Consider the following 20,751-nt stretch of genomic DNA (forward strand, 5'->3'; position numbering starts at 1 on the left):
TATAAAGAAGCGAAACCAACCAGTTGAACTTATTCCCCTGATCGATTTCGCTTCACTAAGATAAAGAGCTAATTACTATTACAGATATCCTAACTTATCCAGGACACGTTTCAACATGACTGCTGCCTGTGCACGAGTTGCATTTCCCTGAGGTTCAAATGTTCTGGCTGTCATGCCTTGAATGATTCCCTCCTGCACCGCTTTGGCAACAGAATCCTTAGACTGGATTTTGTTGCTGTCCTTGAACTTGGATAGAGTGGTAGCAGCGGAAGATTGAAGAGAGACTGTTTTCCCACCGTAGTTCATCGCACGTACCATCATAAGTGCCATCTGCTCACGCGTAATGGGGCGATCCGGCTTAAAGGTACCATCGGTATTTCCTGTAATGATTCCCGCTTCAGCAGCAGCACCGATATAGGCACTTGTCACACTACCGCTACGAACATCTTGGAAACGACTTGCTGCAGTAGGTTCTCCATTCAGTCCTAGACCTCTAGCGACCAATTCAGCAAATTCCGCACGTGTAATGTTCTCATTCGGTCGGTAGAAGGAACCACCCGGTGTGTTAATTATCCATTTGGCAGAGAGCTCCTTAATGACCTCACTAGCCCAGTGTGACGCCGTATCCGGATAACTAACGATGTTGTTAACAGGGACTACCGACTGATTGCCATTCAGCTGTCCTCGAACAACTACACCACCTGTCGTATTTTTAAAGGAACTAGGTACATTGGATAACCTAAACGTAACTGGATCGATATACGTAAATCCAGATGTTACACTCGGGGTATTGGCAGCCAATTGCATGGCCAGTTGGCTTTTGACATTCTGATCTACACGTTGATCGCTTGTTCCATTACCGGTATACAAATATACGTCCGTATAGTTGCCAAGCTTCTGCGCTCCTGCACCTGCAATCAAGCCTTCCATCGTCCCCGATGAAGACACAGGTACCGTCCCTAACTGAACGTATAAGGATGGAACTGCTGCTGCTGTCGTAGCACTTGTGTTTGACGTTCCTACACTCCGACTCATAGCCGCCATATCTAAATTAGACAGTGGCACCGTCCAGAGAAGATCGCCATATTTCACACCAATAGTGCCTGTGCGATAACTTGCAGCAATCTGAGTCAGTGCATTTAATGGGAATCCAACATACGCAGCCGATTCACTGTCCGGAATCTCAAATACCACCGGCTGAGTCAATTTCCCGTTTGCTCCAGCGTATTCAAAGGACTGAATCAACTTGGTTGCATCCACGTTGAATTGACGAGTCGGGCGATTATAGTGGGACATCGCAGATACAGCAGAAGCCGTAGTATTATTCATCACAAGTAAAGACTGACCATAGTTCAATGCATCCAATTCCGACAACCAGGAAGGACGGTTTCCCGACTGATTATTGTTCGAACTATTATTCGTCTGTTGTAACGTAAGTGGACCAAATGCTGTTATCGTGACATTCGACGCATCCCGTAACGGCAAAGCCCCAGGTACATAACTCACCGTTCCCGTCTGAGTAGCTGTCGATGTAACTGCTGAAGTATCCACTTTCAACGTCACCACAGTGCCAGAAGCTGAAGCAGACAATACAGTTGTGGTTGAATTACCAATCACTACACTGAACTGAGATGCTGTTAGTGCAGCCTGGGACTGGATTGAATCACGGAAATTAATTTGAACCGTGTCTCCCTGAAGCGTAGCCGAAAGGATTTTGCCATTTCCATATGTGTACGTTACTGGAGTCAGATTGAGATATCCTGCTGGGTTATTGTTTAGATCCGTTAATCGCAATGCTCCAGGTACATATGATAACGATATATTTTGTGTATCTTTCACCGCTGAAGCCAGCGTTAACGTGACCAGATCATTTTCGATCTCGGAATCATTAACGAAGACTGGCTTACCATCGACCAGAACAGAATATTGGCTGTTGAGGGGTTTATTCGTCATGTTCAGTGGTTCATTGTAACGCACCCATAACTTGTTGCCACTCACCTCAGCACTCTTGAACTCAGGTGATTTGGTATCAATTGAATTGCGGACATAGAAGCCGCTGAATCCAGCAAGAGCCTGTCCACGTGTATCTTTTACAGGCCATGAACCTGGCGTGTATGCAACCTGAACGACTTCACCATCCGTAATGGATCGACTAAGATTCAATGTCACCACAGAGCTGCCATTGATCGATATGCTACTAATGCCTACAGCCGACTGATCCGCAGTTACACTGAATTGTCTTGCTGCATCACTTGAAGTGATATATACCGTCTCAGGGTAGTACAACGTAATTGTACTGTAATACACGTTACCTTCTCGCGGCTTGGACATAACAGAATCTAAACCGTTCTCCACATCTCTTGCGCCAAAAGCAGCCGCAGCATTGGAAGACTGATCTGTAAGACGATTACCTGTAGTACCGGGTGCATATGCGATTCGCACAACCTGTCCTACCGCTACACCCGTATCCAAGACAACATATACACTGTCACCTGAGATATAAGTGGAGCTGACATTCCTCTTTTCACCATTTACAGTTACAGCATAAGTACTACTCAGCGAATTAGTGCTGTACAGCCACTCATCATACGTCAGGCGAATGGTGTTATTGCTATGCATCTTAGCATTTTTCAACACAGGTGCAGTTGTATCTGCACTTAATGTTTTAAAGGCCCATGATGTAGACCCATTAAGACCTGTAAATGTATTTCCTGCTTTATCACGAAACGTATTGGCTGGAATGTCTACCACATAATTCGTGTTGCTATCCAATGCGTTCGTAGGTGTAATCAGCAATTGTCTATTGTTTGCACTATTAATGACTGTCTTAGATGCAACGGTTGCTCCATTTGATTTTTTGAGCGTTACATTCTGAATGTAATTCGGATCAAGTTCTTTGTTGAACGTAACTGTTAAATTTCCCGTTAATGGTGCATTGGTAGTACCGTTTGCGGGAGATACAGTAGATACCATAAGGGACGTCGGATCGGATATGACATTGAATCCCCAAACATTCCCACTAATTGCACTGATATCATTCTCATTTCTATCCCTCAAAAAACCTTCTGGCATTACGATGTAATATGTAGTGTTGTTGTTCCAGTTATTCGTGGGATCGATCGTAATCGTATTTGTTCCAAAACCTGTAATTCGAGGTGTTCCTGCGTTTACTGGAATCTGCTCAAATACAGTACCACCAACTCTTCCCTGATAAATAATGAGATTCCCTCTACCTGCGGTTACCGGCTTATCGAAAGTCATCACTACCTTAGTTGAAGGAGATACCATTGCTGCGTTATCAGGAATTCTACTCACAAGGGAAGTTGAGCCTAGTCCCAGAGTGCTGAAGGTCCACTCTTTGTTAGTCAGTCCCGGAAATGGAGTATTGTCCGCGTAAACAAATGATTTATTATCTATCTCTACGTAGTATGTTGCTCCCGGTAGAGTCTTGCCCAGTGTAATCGTCACTCGTAGGCCAATAGCTGGTACTGGCGTATTTTCTCCCGCATCCGGTGTTGTAGGGTCTGTAATCGGTGGTGTGGGATCAATCACAACTTGGTCACTGGATACCAGCACCGAACCCATCGTTGTATTGTCATCCAAACGCTTAATCAAGATTGAACTTTGTGTACCAGTTGCCTTCTGAACAGGTTTATCAAAATCAATAACGAATGGTATTGAACTATCCACATTCGTTCCTTTCACCGCAGGAACAGTATTCGTTATTCCATTTGCACTTAATGCGTGTGCAGCATATGCTTCCTGCTCGACTCCACTCCAACCCGTAAGCCAACCTTGAGCCGTCAGCATAACAATTAAGATTCCGAGCATGATTTTTCTTACAATTCTCTTGAATTCCACTCATCTTCCCCCTTATCTGCATTTCTTCTCCTGTCTGATGCACAGACCTCATTATGTATTTCGGTTAGAGAAGGGATTTCATTTAGTTATTTGGGGATTTATTCCATAATTTTTCCTTTGTCCATGACAAGCAGTGAAATCGATGGAAGCACAAAAAAGCCCTTAATTCCTTAACGGAATCAAGGGCTCCATTACTATTGCACCTAACTTACAGACCTGCTTGAGTTTTCAAAAGGTCTACTTTATCCACTTGCTCCCAAGGTACATCCAGGTCTGTACGGCCGAAGTGACCGTAAGCAGCGGTTTGTTTGTAAATTGGGCGACGCAGATCCAGCATACGAATGATGCCAGCCGGACGAAGATCAAAGTTGTTGCGCACAAGCTCAACCAATTTCTCTTCGCTGACTTTGCCTGTTCCGTATGTATCCACATTGATCGATACCGGGTTGGCTACACCAATCGCGTAAGCGAGCTGGATTTCCAATTTGTCTGCAAGACCTGCAGCAACAAGGTTTTTCGCTACGTAACGAGCTGCATATGCTGCTGAGCGGTCTACTTTTGTCGGATCTTTACCGGAGAACGCACCACCGCCGTGACGTGCATAACCGCCGTAGGTATCTACGATGATTTTACGTCCAGTAAGGCCTGCATCTCCCTGAGGTCCGCCAATAACGAAACGTCCTGTTGGGTTGATGAAATATTTAGTCTGCTCATCCAGCAATCCAGCTGGAACAACAGGCAAGATTACATGTTCTTTGATATCTTTTTGGATCTGCTCCAGCGTAGTCTCTTCAGCGTGCTGAGTAGACACAACGATTGTATCCACACGTACCGGTTTGTCACCGTCGTATTCAATCGTTACTTGCGTTTTACCATCCGGACGAAGATATTCCAATGTACCGTTCTTACGCACTTCCGCCAGACGACGCGCAATACGGTGGGACAGAGCGATTGGCAAAGGCATGAGTTCAGGTGTTTCGTTCGTTGCAAAACCGAACATCAGACCTTGGTCACCTGCACCAATGTTTTCTGTCTCACGAGCCATTTGTTCCGGGTCACGGTTCTCAAACGCTGCGTTAACGCCTTGGGCAATATCAGCAGACTGCTCATTCAGAGAAGTCAGAACTGCACAAGTGTTATAATCAAAACCGAACTGGGCATTGGTGTACCCAATTTCCTTAATTGTATTACGAACGATGGACGGAATGTCCACGTATTCAGACGCTGAACTGATTTCACCGATGACAAGCACTAAGCCTGTGGCTACGGAAACTTCGCAAGCTACGCGAGCATTAGGATCGTTCGCCAGGAACGCGTCCAATACGGCGTCTGAGATCTGATCGCAGATTTTATCCGGATGTCCTTCAGTTACAGACTCCGATGTAAATAGATGCCGGCCTTTAACAGACATGAAGTTTCAACCTCCCATAACTAGTAGTATGGCGATTGCCCGAACAAAACATGACAGCGATTCGTTCACTGTACCCTCGAAGCTTTCCAAAATGGAATAAGGACGCAGAGTCCGCAGTACCGAAGATAAGGATTTTTCAGGTAATTGCCTCAAACGAAAATCAACCTTTCCCTAGTGGAAAAGGTTGCATACCTCAAGTGCCATCTTAACGTATTTGTCAAGACGTGTCAAACGAAATGGGGTAAGGAAAATGCCCTATAAGTGCTGTTCTGCCTGGCGAATTAGCCTTTTGGTGATCTCTCCACCAACCGATCCATTCTCGCGGGAAGTCAGATGTCCCCACCCTTTGTATTGCCCATAGGAGTGATCACTCACTTCACCCAGTTCAGATCCAAATTCTGTATCCGCACCAGCTAAACCTCTGCCACCATAACCTACATTGAGACCAAACTCTGCAGCAATCTCATACTTCATCTGATCCAGCATTTGACGACTTTCGGGTACCACTTTGCGATTGCCTCTAGCCATGATTCCTGCACCTCCATTAATTGATTGTCAACAGTTATAGAGTGAGCAGGAACAAGGCTGGCTAGCCGTATTAATGTTTGTTAGAACTGGGTAATCTGAGCAAATGAAATGTATAACTAATGAATAATTCCTTTAACAGCTACAAATCCTATTTCAGAGTATATCCACCACGAACCATTACAGTTAAGCTATATTTGTTTCCTTCCAATACCGTGATCCCCCGTCCATCCCTTGGAAAAGAGAGCAGGTGATTGGTCGGCGCTGCCTGTCCATTCGTCAGATCAATCCCGTCCGTCAGATCAGCTACGCCATTCGTACCTTCACTGACGATCACAGCTTTGCCGCTACGTACAATGAACTCTGCGCCAGACTTGCCGATCAGCTGTTGACCCGGCTTTACGGTTACGATCTCAACGGCTTCAGAAGCGCCCGAGACCAGTGGAGGAAGGGATGTGTCTCCACCTGTGCTACCGGAGTTCCCGGTTCCTGTAGAGCCAGTGTTGTTACCATTTCCTGCATTGCTGTCTGTTCCCGTATTGGTACTTCCTCCTCCAGTCGGGATCTTACCGCCCAAAGCCTGTTGAATCTGCTGATCTACATAACTCTTTGTTACAACCGGATCATCTGCTGTTCCTGGCTGGCTTGTACCTGCACCGATTGCTGTATTACTGTATACCGACCCAACCCACACGCCAACACCAATGGCGAGCGCAGCGAGGGATACTTTCATATAAGGTTTCATGTGAATCATTTTCCTCCTCTGGTAATCTATTAACTTTAACTATAGAGAAAAAATAGACATGCGACAAGCAAAACCTCGCTTCCGTAGATGTGGAAGCGAGGTCTTAGCTTTAAAATATCTTAATTTTCGTACAAATTACCGATTATTATTGGGATTATTAGAACCCTCTTCCGGGAACTCCGGGATGATCGGTTCTTCTTTAGGCAGTTTGGATACATCGTAACTATAACCTTGTTCTGCAAGACGAATTCGTTGACCTTCGAAAACATCATACAAGGCTACGCGATATGAGCCACCACGTATTTTATCAAATACCGTATCATCAATACTCCAGTTGAGCGTCTGATTAATACCTGTCTTCAGATCAGTTCCTGGTGTGAGCTCTTTATCAAACACTTTTCCTGACCCATCAGTTATAGACAGAATCAGCTTGTGTCCGTACTCTCCACTATCCACAGCTTCCTCCTGTGTTAAGGAGTAGATCATCTCAATCTGTACTGCCGTTCCACCTGTAAGGTAAGCTTTAATATTGCTACCCGAGAATTTGAACGGATACAAGTCGATATCATTCAGAGAAGATAGAACAGATAATGATTTCGGCTGTACTTCAAATGACATGGCATTAACATAAGCCGTTGCCTCACCTTCACCGGTGACAAACTTGTTATCAGCAACCCCTTCACCTACAATCAGACGCATATCAGATAATGTTTTTACACTCTTCGGCACTTTGGCCCAGAACGTAACAATACTCTTCTGACCTGGTCCCGGTACACGGTTTGCCTGCTTAGCTGTTGCTTTGTAATATTGACCATCTGCTGTTTTGTAGTATCCTACCAACTTCGCAAGGCCACTCTGACGCAGAGACTTATTCGTCATCTCGAATTCGGTGTATACAATATCGGACGAAGATCCCGGATATACATATGTTCTGCGTATGCCCAGCTCTGTTTCTTTATCTGCAGTTCCTTGAGTATAGGTTTTCCCTTCGCCTACATAAGAGAGGGGCTGAATTAAACCGGACGTACTAAGAGTAATCCAATCGTTCTTTTCTTCCTCACTTACTTTCTCCTGCAAAGTTAATTCCAGACGGCTCATATTGAGTTCAGATGGAATCTTCGTCAGGAGATAAGCTTCGGTGACCATACCAGAACCTAGTAACTTGCCGCCTTCTGCACGAATCAGCTTCGTATCTCCATCAATGCGTGCGGAATCGATTGTGAACATCGCTTCCAGTTCTGGCAATTGAACTGTTTTGGCCGATGCATTACGGATGGTGACCTTGGCAGCAATAATATCACTGTCTGTCCATGGAAGCCGTTGCAAGGAGCCAACAGATACCCCGAATGTACCTTTACTATTCTTAATTACCGTTTCTGTCGTAAGTCCATCTCCACTTGTTACAGATTCAGGAATAGCATAGATGCCAACCGGATAGGAGAACTCAAAACCACTTGTACCTCCACCAGACGTTTCCCCTTCTTTGCTCTCATCTTTGGTTGTAGGTGTCATCGCATATAATTTGATTTTGCTGGTATCCCCATTCCCTTGAATCGTAGAGTTCAGTTTGATCGTTTTAGTCGCACCTGGCTTCAACTTCAGATCATCTAGTGCCTTCGTCTCGATCGGATAGGAAGTACCATCTTCTGTACGGATCTCTAATGCGTATTTGGGAACCTTAACTTCTTTTTTCCCTTGGTTCTTAATGACCCACTGCATCGTTAGATCGAACTCTTCATCCTCGCCACGGACACGAGCAGATTCCAGAAGAGTCGATACAGGTTGTCCATCAATCGAGATAATGTTCGGTTGATTCGCTACTACGTTTACATTCGTTTGGCTAGCTTCAGGAAGCTGTAATGCAGCCACTGGCAGAGCAGTCTTCTCTTCACCTTGTTCTTCCACAAGAAGTAATTCGGACTTTTCCAGTTTCAATGCTGTAGGCAATGAAGCCATTAAATTTAACGTTTTGTTGGCCTGTGCCTGAATGCTGACACCTGTACTATCCTTATCCGGGGTCAACGGATAATTCGTACCACCTGGTGTACGTAGAATCCACTTGATGTTTGGATTATCCAACAGCTTGTAACTGATATTATTCAGGTTTACGCCGACTTTGACGTATTGCTTCTTATTCTCACCCGGATACACTTTAATACCAGAGACTTTAACCTTGACGGCTGAGTCACTCAGACGAACCGTCTTCGTTTTCCCTACAGGTGTAGTGATGCTATATGATGCAGGAACATTGAATTTCCCCAGCGTGCTTTCATAATTTGGTTTACTGAAATCCCACTTTACAATCAGGAAGTTCAGATCACTTAATTTCACTTCACGTCCAACCTTCATAACATATGTGAGATCCACCGTGGAACCAGGTGATACTGTCTTCTTCTCTTGATCCTTGGCGATCAGTTTCGGAGAGAAGCTTGTTCCACCTTTTGTTTTCACTTTGCTCCAATAATCGAGCATCATCATCGGTGTGCTGTCATTATTTTTATACGTTAGTGTATACGTCACCGTATTCCCGTCATCTTGAGACAAGATATTGACGTCGGTTAATTTCACGGTACTCCGCGCAGTTACTTTAACCGAAGGTACCTTAGCCAGTGTATGTACGACTTTGTTCGTGGTTGTTGTCTGTTGTTTCTTTGTTGTTGCGCTGTTATTTGTAGCTGGTGTACTTGCTGCAGCTACTAAGCCTCCACTTGAACTGATGAATAACATACTAGTTATCAAAGTCGTTATGACCTTTTTATGATTCACTTCCAAACCTCCCATAAGTTGCTTGTTGCTATATAGTATAAACGTTTAGCAGGGAGAGAAAGTTACGATGTTGTTGGTTTTTGCAGTGAGAATATGGTGGGTCTCTAATCTACTATTGATTGATCATTCTTAGTTGTCGTGTAAAACTCTGACTGCATTGCTGGTATTCCATTAGAACGGATAAAAAGTGCATCTTTTACTTGTACCGCTTATTCAGCTGTTATTTGAAAAATCGTTGTGAGTCTAGTTTCTATATTTGAAATAAATATTAAAGGAGTTCAAAAATTTATACAAATAGTAGAGAACCCATTACTCAAATAAGAGTTTAATCGAATGATTTAGGGAATTACTTATATAAGAATAGAAAAAGTTATGATAAATGGACAGTTATTGTTTACTTATTGACTCCTTTCAATATAATTTAATTGCTTTGATTATAGAAAAGTTTTAAAGTTAAATTTTTAAAATAAAAAATGCACCAGGAGAGAATTCTCTCCTGGTGCACTATTCAAAATTAGTTTGTAACTGTTTTAGTAACAGTATCGAATTGACCTTTTGTATCTGTTGCTTTCACAGATACTTGTTTGCCAACAACAACATCTTTGTTTACATTAATTGTTAATGTTTTCTTATCAGTACCAAGCTTAGCAACATCAGCCGCATATGCTTTTCCATTAATAGTAACATTTTCAACTTTTGCAATGTCTTTAGCAAATACTACAACTACATTACCTGCTGAATCAACGCCACCAGCTAATTTGAAATCACCAGTATCAACAAGATCAGCAGCAACTGCAGTACCAGCAAGCTCTACATCATATTCAAACTCTACATCTTCAAGAGCATCAATAACTTGTTGATTAGTTACAGTGTTATCTTTAACGAAGATATTAGATCCACTAACAACTACTGGATTTGTTTGAGTAGGACGAAGTACAATTTTGAATTCTGTATCATTTGCTGCAGTTCCTACAGTTTTAGCTGAAATTGTCAAGCCACCTACTGTATCTTTAGCAACTTCACCGGCAGTAGTTACAGCGTAAGTAGCTGTGTTGATAGCTACAGGTGCTTCATTCTCCCAGTTGTTTGTAGATGTAGTATACGTGTCGGACTCAGCAGCAACTTTTTCAGCATCGCTGAATGCACGGATGTAATTAGGATCTTTTTTGATTTTGATTGAATACTCATCGTTGTAGTTTGTATTCAAGAATTTCACGATAACTGTTTTACCAGTAGTATCAGTAGCATCAATTGCAGTAGTATAGTCTACTTTAGCAACCAACGGACTAGCAGCGTTTTCTCCAATTCTTGTAACGATCAAATCACTTGCAATATCAGCTACAATAGGAGCATCTTTGTAATCAGTTGCCAGTTTCACAGTGAATGGAATTTTCACAGATTGGTCAACTTGTGGAAGAGGTGCACTATTGCTTACTGCAACTTTTGGAGCAACAGCATTAGTAGTATTAGTGCTGAATTCAGTTGCGAGCACGTTCTCAGAGTAAGACTGAGCACGGTTAGCAAGTACTGTTACAGAAGTTCCTGTGGAGAACTCAGTAGTTGTTTTCAATGTAACTTTAGTTCCATCAATTGAAACTGAAGAAGGAATTGAGTTACCTACTCTGAAGTCAGAAGTAGTTGCATTTGCAACAACTTTATTGAACTCAACTTCGAAAGTTTTAGTATCTTTTTGTGTAACAGTTTTCACAGCAAGAGGGTTAACCACTGTTGCGAAATCTTGGATAGCTACATTTTGGCCAGTTCTAGACTGCAGTCCTGCAACAGTAATGCTGGATACAGAACCAGTTGATCCGAACGTAACTCTTGTTCCATCAATGAATTCAGGGAACAACAATGTAACTGATTTACCACCATTCACAGCATTTACTCTAACATCAGCTGGCAACGAACGTTGTTCAGTAACATTAGAACCTTCTTTAGTGAATTTGATGTAGTAGTTGTTAGCATTGTTCAATCTTGCAAGGTCCATATCTCTGTCAAAGTTCAGTGTTACTTTGCGGCTACTATTGTTAGCATCTACTTCACCTTTAAGTACAGGTGCATTGTAGTCACTAGCAATGAAAGTGCCATTGTATTCAACTACAGTATTTGCAAGAGCAGTAGTATCTTTAACTCCAGCTACTTTAATTGAGTATGTGCCGTATTCAAGGTTGTTGTAGAATTCCAGGTTGAAGATTTTACCATCAACATTTTCAATGGATTTTACTGGAATTGTGTCGTTACCTTTTTTAATTGTGAAGAATTCTCTGTCAGTTGATTTGATTTCCACAGCTTTATCAAAACGAACTGTCAGTTTGTTAGAAACACGGCTTCCGTATGCAACTTCAACTACTTGTGGACGAACCAAGTCAACAGTTGCGTTGATTTTGTGTTCTTTCACAGCATTAGCATTACCGGAGTAGTCTTTTACTTCTACAAACAAAGTGGACTCATATCCAGGCAAACGATTAGCGGAAGTAAATTGAACTTCGTAAACGTTAGAAGCAACCTGAGTTACTGTACCAGTTTTGTTAGTAGAACCGGATTTCCAGTAGAAGCTGTCGTTAGTTACGGAATCTGGATCAATTTCTTCGTCGAAAGTAACTGTTACTTTTTCCAATGTTGCAGAAACTTCAGTCACTTTAGGACCTTCAGTATCAGCTGCTACAGTGAAATCAGTTGTTGCAGACAGAGATTTCAAACCAGCAAAGTCTTCAACCAAAGAAGTAGTCAGTTTGTGTGCACCTTCAGAAATAGTTCCTGTGTAGTCACGCAAGATTACTTCACGTTGGTTAGCTCCCAAAGTTACAGCACCCACATAAGCTTTGTCATCCAATTGGAAGTTGCTGCTTGTCGGAGCTACGATTGGCTCAGAGAAAGTTACTTTGATAACTTTAGTTCCCAGAGCTTTTACTTCAGTTACTGTAGGCAAAGTGTTGTCAGCAGATGTGAAGGAAACTTCACCTTGTGGCAATACAGTACCAGTAGAAGATTTCACGTTTTTAACAACTACTTTGTAAGTAGTACCTTGCGTGAGTTTGCTGGATTCGTTCAACAACAGGCGTGCTGTTTTACCGTCAGCCAACAAAGTGATGGATTTGATTCCTTTAGAATTGCTGTCCACTGTGTAGTTGTTTTTGTCAGTTGCAGTAGCTTTGTCTACTTTACCGTCAAAAGCAACGTCTACTTCTTTCAGGTTAGTGGAAGTAGCGGATTGTACTTTAGTTGCAGCTTCTACAACATAAGTAACTTTTTCAGTGAAAGATTTTTCTTTGTAAGTAAATTTCACTTCAGTTTCTTTGTTAGCTTCAAGAGCTTTATCCAAAGTAACTTTTACAGTTTCGCCGTCGCTGATTTTGAATTCAACAACTTTTCCACCTTCAGTTACTGTGTAAGAAGATACTTTCAAGCTTTGCGCTTGGTCAATTGAGTAAGCAGCGCCTACAAGCAATTCACGGGAAGCGTTAGCTGTGAAGTTAGTGTTTGCATCAACCAAACCAGCGTTGATTGCTGCTTGCACATAACCTTTAGCCCAAGCTGGAGCAGTGTTGTTTGTTTCAGCTGGGATTTCAAGATCCAATGCACGAGTCAGGATTGTAGCCATCTCGGACACAGTCACTTTACCGTTGAAGTCGAAGATTTTCTTCTCAACGTTTTTACCTTCCATGATACCAGCAGCAGTTACTGCTTCGATGTAAGGTACAGCCCAGTTTTTAGCTGTGTAGTTTTTGTCAGTGTAAGAAAGAGTTCCAGTGATCTCTTTCAGACCCAGCAATTTAGTGATAACTTTTGCAAACTCAGCGCGAGTCATGTCTTTGTCAAGACCTGCTGTACCATCCGGATAACCGTTGAAGATACCTTTTGCTTTCAATGCATCAAACTGTTGTTGCGGGGAAACTGCTGTGTCACCGAATGCTACAGATGCAAACATTGAGAATGCCATTGCTGTAGACAATGCTACGGATAAAATTTTCTTCATAACCTTTTTTTCTCCTCCTTGGGCGTTCATAACATTTGAATTTTCTTTAATAGGGTCGCTCGTATTCCTCATATATTGTTGCACCCCCTTTCCAGAGTTGTGAGCAAGTTAATATAAATGATGTCTGTGAGCATATCACAGAAACTTGTAAACTAGTTAATAAAGCAGAATCACACGTAAATAGAGTAGTTTCCTAATCCTACCTTACGTATTATACAATGGGTCTCTCGTGCCGTAAAGCAATTTTTTCTAAAAAATAGACAAGATTCTTCACGAGGTCATTCTTGGTAACAGGCCCAATGTTTTCGACTCTACACTTTAAACGCAGTAGATTTCAAAAAGTTGCGGATTGCACAAAAAAAGTTTTGATTTTTTTTATGTATAGGTCCAGTGCGGGTATTGAAGCCATTCAAAACCTTTTCAAACCGTTGATACAGCAGTGAATCTGGAATGGTGATCTCTGGTTTGTCTGTGCTACCAACGTTTATTTATACCCGCAACTTCAACCTATGAAGCGACAAAATTCACAAAAAATAAAATAAAAAAGCACCCCTATTGGGATGCTTTTCCTGCAGTTCTGGAAATATAAGTTATTTAATCTTCATCGCGAGTTCAATAATTTGAGCACGCATATTTGGATCACTGTTCAATCTCAGATACATATCGTCAATTGGTTGTCTGTTCTCACGGTACGTTTTCTCATGCTTCATCGTTGTGTGAGACCATTCAATCAACTCATTCTCAGCCAGAACCAGATTGTTATACGCATCATGGAAGCCAGTGGACTGTACAAGCCCTTCCATAACTTCCTGAGAGATCTCCTGAGTCTTGCGTGTATCTTCCAACTTTTTCTCCAGAATGACTGCCTGCTTCTCAAACTGTGTCTTTGCCTTCATGTAGCCCAGCTGGGCTTTCGAATAAATCGGTTTCATTAGCTAACTTCACCCTCTAGATCATTGTGTATTTACCGTTATTGTATCTTAAACTCTAGCAAATTACAAAAATAGTTATTGGTAATAATTCTGTTTCTTCTATTATAAAAGTACTCTATGTCAATTCATTGACAGCCATGAAAAGGACCTGCCCCTTTAGAGTAAGGGACAGGTCCTTCCTAAATTGCATCGATGTATCAAATGAATTAACTCAAGGTTTTAGGGAATACTTTTGTGCTCTTCTTGAGCAATTCTACTGCAATTTTACCCGCTTCTGCACGTGTCAGATTACCTTTTGGATTAAAAGCGAACTGTGGCTTCTTCTGACCTGCAACTGTGACTGGAGATCCCTCCATAATTTTAGCCTTCGTCACCGCTTGTATCGCTGGTCTTGAATAAGCTTCCATGCTTCCTGAGTCAATAAAGGATTTGGCCAATGCACTAGTTAACTTGCTATCATTGCTGGCTAACTTTAATTCAAGGGCTCTTGCGATCATTACAGCTGCTTGCTCTCTTGTAAGAGGTTGATCCGGACCAAAGTTTCCATCCGTAAGTCCTGATACAATACCCGCTCTGGCTGCCGTTTCAATACTTGCGTAGTCCCATGTAAATGAACTTGTCCCTGCTCCTACATCTGTAAATGTAGGTTTATTATCAGCAGTAATCGGCAAGTTCAATCCTTTGACGAGAATGGTAGCAAATTCGCCACGGGATGCACGATCATCTGTTCCGAATTGTTCGAAACGAATCGGTTGCATGAAACCTTTAGCATATAACGCATTCAGAATATTTCTAGCCCATCCATGATTCGTGATGTCGTTGTAACTTCTTCTTAATTTCATGACTTTATAATATCCGAACTGATCAAATGGCACAGTAACTGTGTGTTTCTTGGAATCCACTTCTCCACCAATTCGTTTCCACTCGCGTCCTGGTGTGTAATAGAAGACGGAAATAGTCGTTCCAGCATCATCTACTACATTTGAATCATAGGTCAGTGTCAATGTTCCACGCTGTGAAGGCTTGATTGTACGCTCCGCTGGTACTTTAACATCTCCGTATAGAGCGTCAGGTGTATACGGTCCGATACCATTTGTCGGCGCTTTATACGTTGTTGAATCTCTTGAACCATATTCTCCGAGACCACCGCTGACCCAATAAATATCAGAAATTGGACTGAAGTTCAATGTATCTCCTACAATGGCAGAAAATCTTCTGAAGTATTCTTCTTGTACATCGAAGTTTACTGGGTCACCCTCACCTCTCTCTGCACCTACGCCCATGACAGTGCCATAATCATTGCGACGCTCTACAATACCATTATTGGGATCTGCGATACCAAAGAGAAGTTTATTGTCTGGATAAAATTTCTTGATTCCGCGAATATCAGTACTTTCCATAACTGTACCTTTCGGGAAACTCAATTCCAGCTTTTTATTAAAGGCTGAATACTTATTAGCTACTTTCGGAGCCATGTATTGGGAATCTATACCTGGACTTGTTGTGTAGAATACATCAATAGTGTCAGTGGTTGTTACACCATCACGGTTAATGGTTAGTTTAATTTTATTAGATTTGTCCGGCTTCAACCCTACATAATCCAGGACAAAGCGATCTGTCTCTACACCTTGCAGCTTCTGTGCAGGTTCTTTATCAATGATAACCCCTGTTGCACCTTCTGCTTCGATGTCAAAATGAACAAAGTTCTTATTTACAACTACACGATCACCTGAAGTCGGTTTAGGTGATAAAATACGGTATCCAGTTACTTCTTTAACAATTTCAAGTTTCTGACTGGTCTTCGCTCCCGTCCGATTGAAGAGGTCTAGTGTATAGATATACGTTCCTGGTGTATCCATTTTCAGATTACGCAGACGAATAACAAAGTCCTGTTGGCGACCTGCTCTGTCAACTGTAACAGTACCATTATCCAGTGCATACTGAGGATCAATCTTTGCATTGTCCCAAGTTGCCGTGTTTCCATCTGGAATGTCCTGATCGAATATCTTCTGAGTCCCCATGCTCAAACTCATCCGTGTCGCACCTGCTCCGCGAATGACAATATCAAAGTTCTTCAAGCTGGTGGTGATTTTATTATCAGAATACACAAACTCTGGTGACATATTGAAAGCATCTTTGACCCATTGTGCATCCTGGTCTAATGGTTCAATAAATTCTGGTCGACCTTTCGTAATTGCAGGTTGGAAGTTTCGAATGTTCGAAATATTATTATCATTAATATAGATTCGAAGTTCCTTAGATACCTCTTTAAGTTGTCCGTTCTCATCCTTAGTTGTTCCTGTCAGCACAATTCGGTTCTCACCGAAAAATAACAAGCCATCGGGTTCTCCAATAGGAATGATCACGCTATTAATTGTTCCATCTGCCCCCAGGTTCAACTTGCGTGGGAAATCCGTATTTCCGCTACCCTCAGTAGAATATGCTTTTGTACCGTTGGCAAAAATTTCAGCTACAAAATATGGACTGCTAAGCGTATCAAATCCAATGTACTGACCCAGAATTGGAACGCCTGTGGCATTGTCTTTCAAATCATGAGTTTGACCATCAGTAAGATTTTCTACAGAGATAAAGCTCTTTGAAGCGAATGAAATCGTTGCATTCCGACCTGTGCTCGATCCGGAATACTTAAATTGAACAACTTGATTTCCCGTTTTGAACCCTTTAATCTCGTAAATATTTTTTGTAGTATCTGTCGCACTAAGCGGACCTACATGGTTCACGGTAATTGTGCTTGTTCCTCTAGGCAGATAGTCCGCAACCAAAGTTTTTGGATCACTCGGTGCTCTGCTAGTCTCCACTAAAATATAAAAGTTAGATCCACTTACGCTGGCACCATCAAGTGGTATTCCATCTGGAACAGTACCAGACCCATTGTAGTCTCTAAGATACTTCAATCCTGTAATTACAACTGCATCTTGTACATATTCAAAATTCATACTTGTTGTAACTTTTTTATCCCCATAGTCTACCGATAGACTATGATTCTGTAATCGGTCAGGAGCTCCGTTGAATGTGATCGGGTTAATATCAAAGGAAATTAGGACATAAGCCGGTGTGTTTTGTCCCACGCTAGGGATATGTTCCACATTTACATTACTTACACCCGTGTTCCCATTTCCATCGACATCAATGACCGGAACTTCAGTAACATCAGCTCCCGGAAGCAATAACTGTGCTTTCACATTGGCACTAGCAGGAGTGCCTCCATAGGTCGGTCTAGCTGATGAAAGCATACTCTGCGGCAGCCCGTTTGCACCTTCAATTAAATCCAACTGAGTGAATGGTTTTGTTTCATCATAATATAACAAAGAATAATTAAATACTTTCTTATCGACGCCACTCTCAATCGTCATTCTTAGGGTATTCTCACCTGATTTTAGTGTCAGTACCGGAGAGAAGAATGTACCATCCTGCAATAGTGATGTAGGCAGCTCCGAGCCACCATTCAACGATATCGTTACTTTGGATGAGTTCTGCGCAACACCTTGAATTGTAACTTCGCCGGTGTTAACCACAACCTGAGATCCCTCATTCAAGTTGAGGTTATCCGCTCCACCAAGGACTTGCAACTTCTCAATGTATGGGACGGAATCGTATAAAATATAAAAACTCTCAGAGCGTTCACTTGGTCCTTGGGAACCTGTAAACGTAATTTTATTCATCCCTGGGAACAGTGTAATGGTTGATCTAAACCGATTATCCGGTCGATTAGGATCAACAGTTACTACCCCTGGTGCAACACGTGTACTATCAGGAGTCCAAGTGTCACCTTTGAGATTCATCAGCTGAACATTCACTCCGAGTGTTGAACCTGTAACATTGGTGAATGTTCCTGTTAAAACCTGTTCCTTTCCTGTAACAACAAAAGCTGATGTACGAGACAACACATCCGCATTGGCACTGTTTCCGCTCAACTTCAGTCCTACTGTATCTTTCAATTGGACATTCCCAGCATTGTCAGGAGTAAAGTAACTTGTCTGTCCCGCGGCCGATGCAACTGGTGCATAGCCAGCGGGAACCAGAGTTACTACCAGCGCTATCAGCATTAGCCAAACAATTGGCTTTTTCATACGCAGCATTAAATATCATCTCTCCTCTTTTTAAGTCAGTTACCTTTATATATCGGCAAAAGGTACCAATTATTTAGTAAAAATCTCAAAATAAACAAAAAACCTTATCCACTAGGGATAAGGTTGGGTCTGGAATAATATTCAAGAATAGCTGTAACCATTACATTTATCTATTTATGATTTCGAACGGGTCTCCGGATTCAACTTGACGCGCATACGCATCAGGAAGTTAATAACCGGTCTTCTCGTTTTGCTAACAAGCCCGATAACTTCTGCTCCCACTTGGAGGAAGAACATCATGATACAGATGACCACAAACGTTACCCAGTTCGCTTCAAACATGGCAGCGGAAGATTGGATAATCGCCAGAACTCCGAAGAACGCGGCAATTCCGTATATGATCAGTACCGTCTGACGGTGACTGAATCCAAGTTCACGCAAGCAGTGATGAAGGTGACCTTTGTCCGGTGCGAAAATCGGTTTCCGTTGTACCGCACGACGGATAATCGCGAAGAAGGTATCCGAGAGCGGCACACCGATAATGATCAGCGGTGTAATAAAGGACACGATAGCAATTTGTTTGAATCCCAGCATGGACAGCATCGCCAGAGAGAAACCAAGGAATAGTGATCCGGTATCCCCCATGAAGATCTTGGCAGGGTGGAAGTTGAAGAATAGGAATCCGATAATACTACCCAGCAATACAAGACACATCAAGGCAATCATCATGTTACCCATCAGGAAGGACATCACGGCAATGGTACCAATTGCAATACCAGATACACCGGCAGCCAGACCATCCAGACCATCAATCAGATTAATCGCATTGGTTACACCAACGATCCATAAGATCGTCAGAGGAATGGATACCCAAGCTTCGAGTGAAGAATAGGAATCCTGAAAAGGAATGTTAACGAAATCTACCCGGATATTAAATCCAAATACAACGACAGAAGCAGCAACGATCTGACCAAGCAACTTCACTTTGGCCGACAGTTCAAACCGATCATCGAGTGCTCCGATCAGCACGATAATTGTTCCACCAATGAGAAACGCACTGACAAAACTCATATCCCGAGTTGTGAACCATGCCGATACAAAAGGAAGCAATGCAGCAACTGTAATAATAAAGGCCAGGAATATCCCCAGACCACCAAGACGTGGCATGATCCGTGTGTGTACTTTACGTGCATTCGGCGTATCCATTGCGCCAATGCGGACTGCGAACTTTTTGACAAGTGGTGTCAGGGCAAGAGCCAGTCCCATTGACACGATAAATCCAATGATAAAGATCGCTACCATTTGAACATTCGACCCCCAATTATAATACCTGTACGAAATTATAAATCCCCTGATCTCTTTTTATATATAAAAAATTATTTGTTAGTCACTTTTGATGAAAAATTTTGTTACACGATAACGGAGAGTGCAAGGAAAACTAGAGAAGTGTAACGTTCGCATTTATCACCGGATTTCATCCTTTGGAAAAGGATAAAAGGAAATCTGGGGATAACGGCGATCGACAGGTTGCCTTGCAATCGTAGTGCCAAGTGTAACGCTTCTGTTTTCATGGAGTGGCACACATGTAATCCGGAATGAATTATACGCTCATCACACCCGAAAAGCCATCCTCAATTTCTAGCAAAAACACGCATTTATCTCGCAATTACCTGTTTTTAACGGACTTTCGTCACGTTTTCTTTGTCACGCATCACCTTAACAGCGAATTTCGGAAGCGCAAGCATCCGTCCAGCCCGGCTTGGTTCACGCAATAAGCGATAGAACCACTCCAGTCTTAACTTTTGGAACAGCATAGGCGCACGTTTGGTTTTGCCCGAAATCACATCAAAGCTGCCGCCAACGCCCATGGTTACAGGAACCTGTAGTGCATCTTTGTGCTTGTGAATCCACGGTTCTTGGGTGTCCGCCCCACGTGCTACAAACAACAGATCAGGTGCCGATTCCCGAATAGAAGCGATGACCTGTTCATCCTCAGCCGGACCAAAATAACCGTCGCGATAACCCACAATTCGAATCGCCGGATATTGCTGTTGTAACCGAACTGCCGTTTCTTGAATCACCTCAGGGGTGGAACCAAGCAGATATACGCCCCATCGATAGTTTTCTCCAACACGCAGCAATTCATGTAAAAGCTCAAAACCCGGCACTCGCTCAGCTACAGGATCTCCACAATAGTTTGCAGCCCATACGACACCTGTTCCATCAGGAACAATCAATTCCGCAGCTTGCATGACTTCCATGATTGCGGGATTTTCCAATGCGGCCATAACCATAATGGGGTTGGCTGTGATGACCTGATGTGGTGTCTGCTTGGACAGCACAGCTTCCTGGAGAACCTTTACCGTTTCTTTCATCGTCAGTTTGGAAAAAGGAATGCCGTAGATTGAAACGGTAGGTATTGATCCGGTCTGACTCATCTT

General features: G+C 42.6%; 10 protein-coding genes. All 10 read right to left on the reverse strand.

The annotated features are described in order from the left end of the window. Positions 1 to 78: 78 nt before the first annotated feature. Positions 79 to 3,861, reverse strand: a complete 3,783-nt coding sequence (locus tag MHH25_RS27855; protein WP_076328739.1) for an Ig-like domain-containing protein — start codon at positions 3,859 to 3,861, stop codon at positions 79 to 81. Positions 3,862 to 4,069: 208 nt separating this feature from the next. Further along, complete coding sequence (gene metK, locus MHH25_RS27860; protein WP_076254038.1) at positions 4,070 to 5,272, reverse strand: methionine adenosyltransferase; 1,203 nt, start codon at positions 5,270 to 5,272, stop codon at positions 4,070 to 4,072. A 255-nt stretch (positions 5,273 to 5,527) separates the two neighbouring features. After that, a complete protein-coding gene (locus MHH25_RS27865; RefSeq protein ID WP_076319209.1) occupies positions 5,528 to 5,800 on the reverse strand; it encodes an alpha/beta-type small acid-soluble spore protein in 273 nt (90 codons plus the stop codon). 148 nt (positions 5,801 to 5,948) lie between these two features. Beyond that, entirely contained in the window at positions 5,949 to 6,542 is a 594-nt protein-coding gene (locus MHH25_RS27870) for a hypothetical protein (protein ID WP_036667757.1), read from the reverse strand. A 135-nt stretch (positions 6,543 to 6,677) separates the two neighbouring features. Beyond that, a complete protein-coding gene (locus MHH25_RS27875; protein ID WP_076319210.1) occupies positions 6,678 to 9,308 on the reverse strand; it encodes a hypothetical protein in 2,631 nt (876 codons plus the stop codon). 514 nt (positions 9,309 to 9,822) lie between these two features. After that, on the reverse strand, positions 9,823 to 13,359 hold the full coding sequence (locus tag MHH25_RS27880; RefSeq protein ID WP_076319211.1) for an S-layer homology domain-containing protein: 3,537 nt from the start codon (positions 13,357 to 13,359) through the stop codon (positions 9,823 to 9,825). A 518-nt stretch (positions 13,360 to 13,877) separates the two neighbouring features. After that, complete coding sequence (locus MHH25_RS27885; protein WP_036612519.1) at positions 13,878 to 14,219, reverse strand: hypothetical protein; 342 nt, start codon at positions 14,217 to 14,219, stop codon at positions 13,878 to 13,880. 206 nt (positions 14,220 to 14,425) lie between these two features. Beyond that, positions 14,426 to 18,319: an S-layer homology domain-containing protein gene (locus tag MHH25_RS27890; protein WP_076328738.1), complete on the reverse strand. Its 3,894-nt coding sequence runs from the start codon at positions 18,317 to 18,319 to the stop codon at positions 14,426 to 14,428. A 165-nt stretch (positions 18,320 to 18,484) separates the two neighbouring features. Then, a complete protein-coding gene (locus tag MHH25_RS27895; RefSeq protein WP_036612523.1) occupies positions 18,485 to 19,612 on the reverse strand; it encodes an MraY family glycosyltransferase in 1,128 nt (375 codons plus the stop codon). Between the two features lie 374 nt (positions 19,613 to 19,986). Continuing rightward, positions 19,987 to 20,748 (reverse strand): WecB/TagA/CpsF family glycosyltransferase, encoded by a 762-nt coding sequence (locus tag MHH25_RS27900; protein WP_340018640.1) that lies wholly within the window; start codon positions 20,746 to 20,748, stop codon positions 19,987 to 19,989. Positions 20,749 to 20,751: the final 3 nt, after the last annotated feature.

This window comes from Paenibacillus sp. FSL H3-0457 (genome assembly GCF_037981725.1).
Classification (GTDB): domain Bacteria; phylum Bacillota; class Bacilli; order Paenibacillales; family Paenibacillaceae; genus Paenibacillus; species Paenibacillus amylolyticus.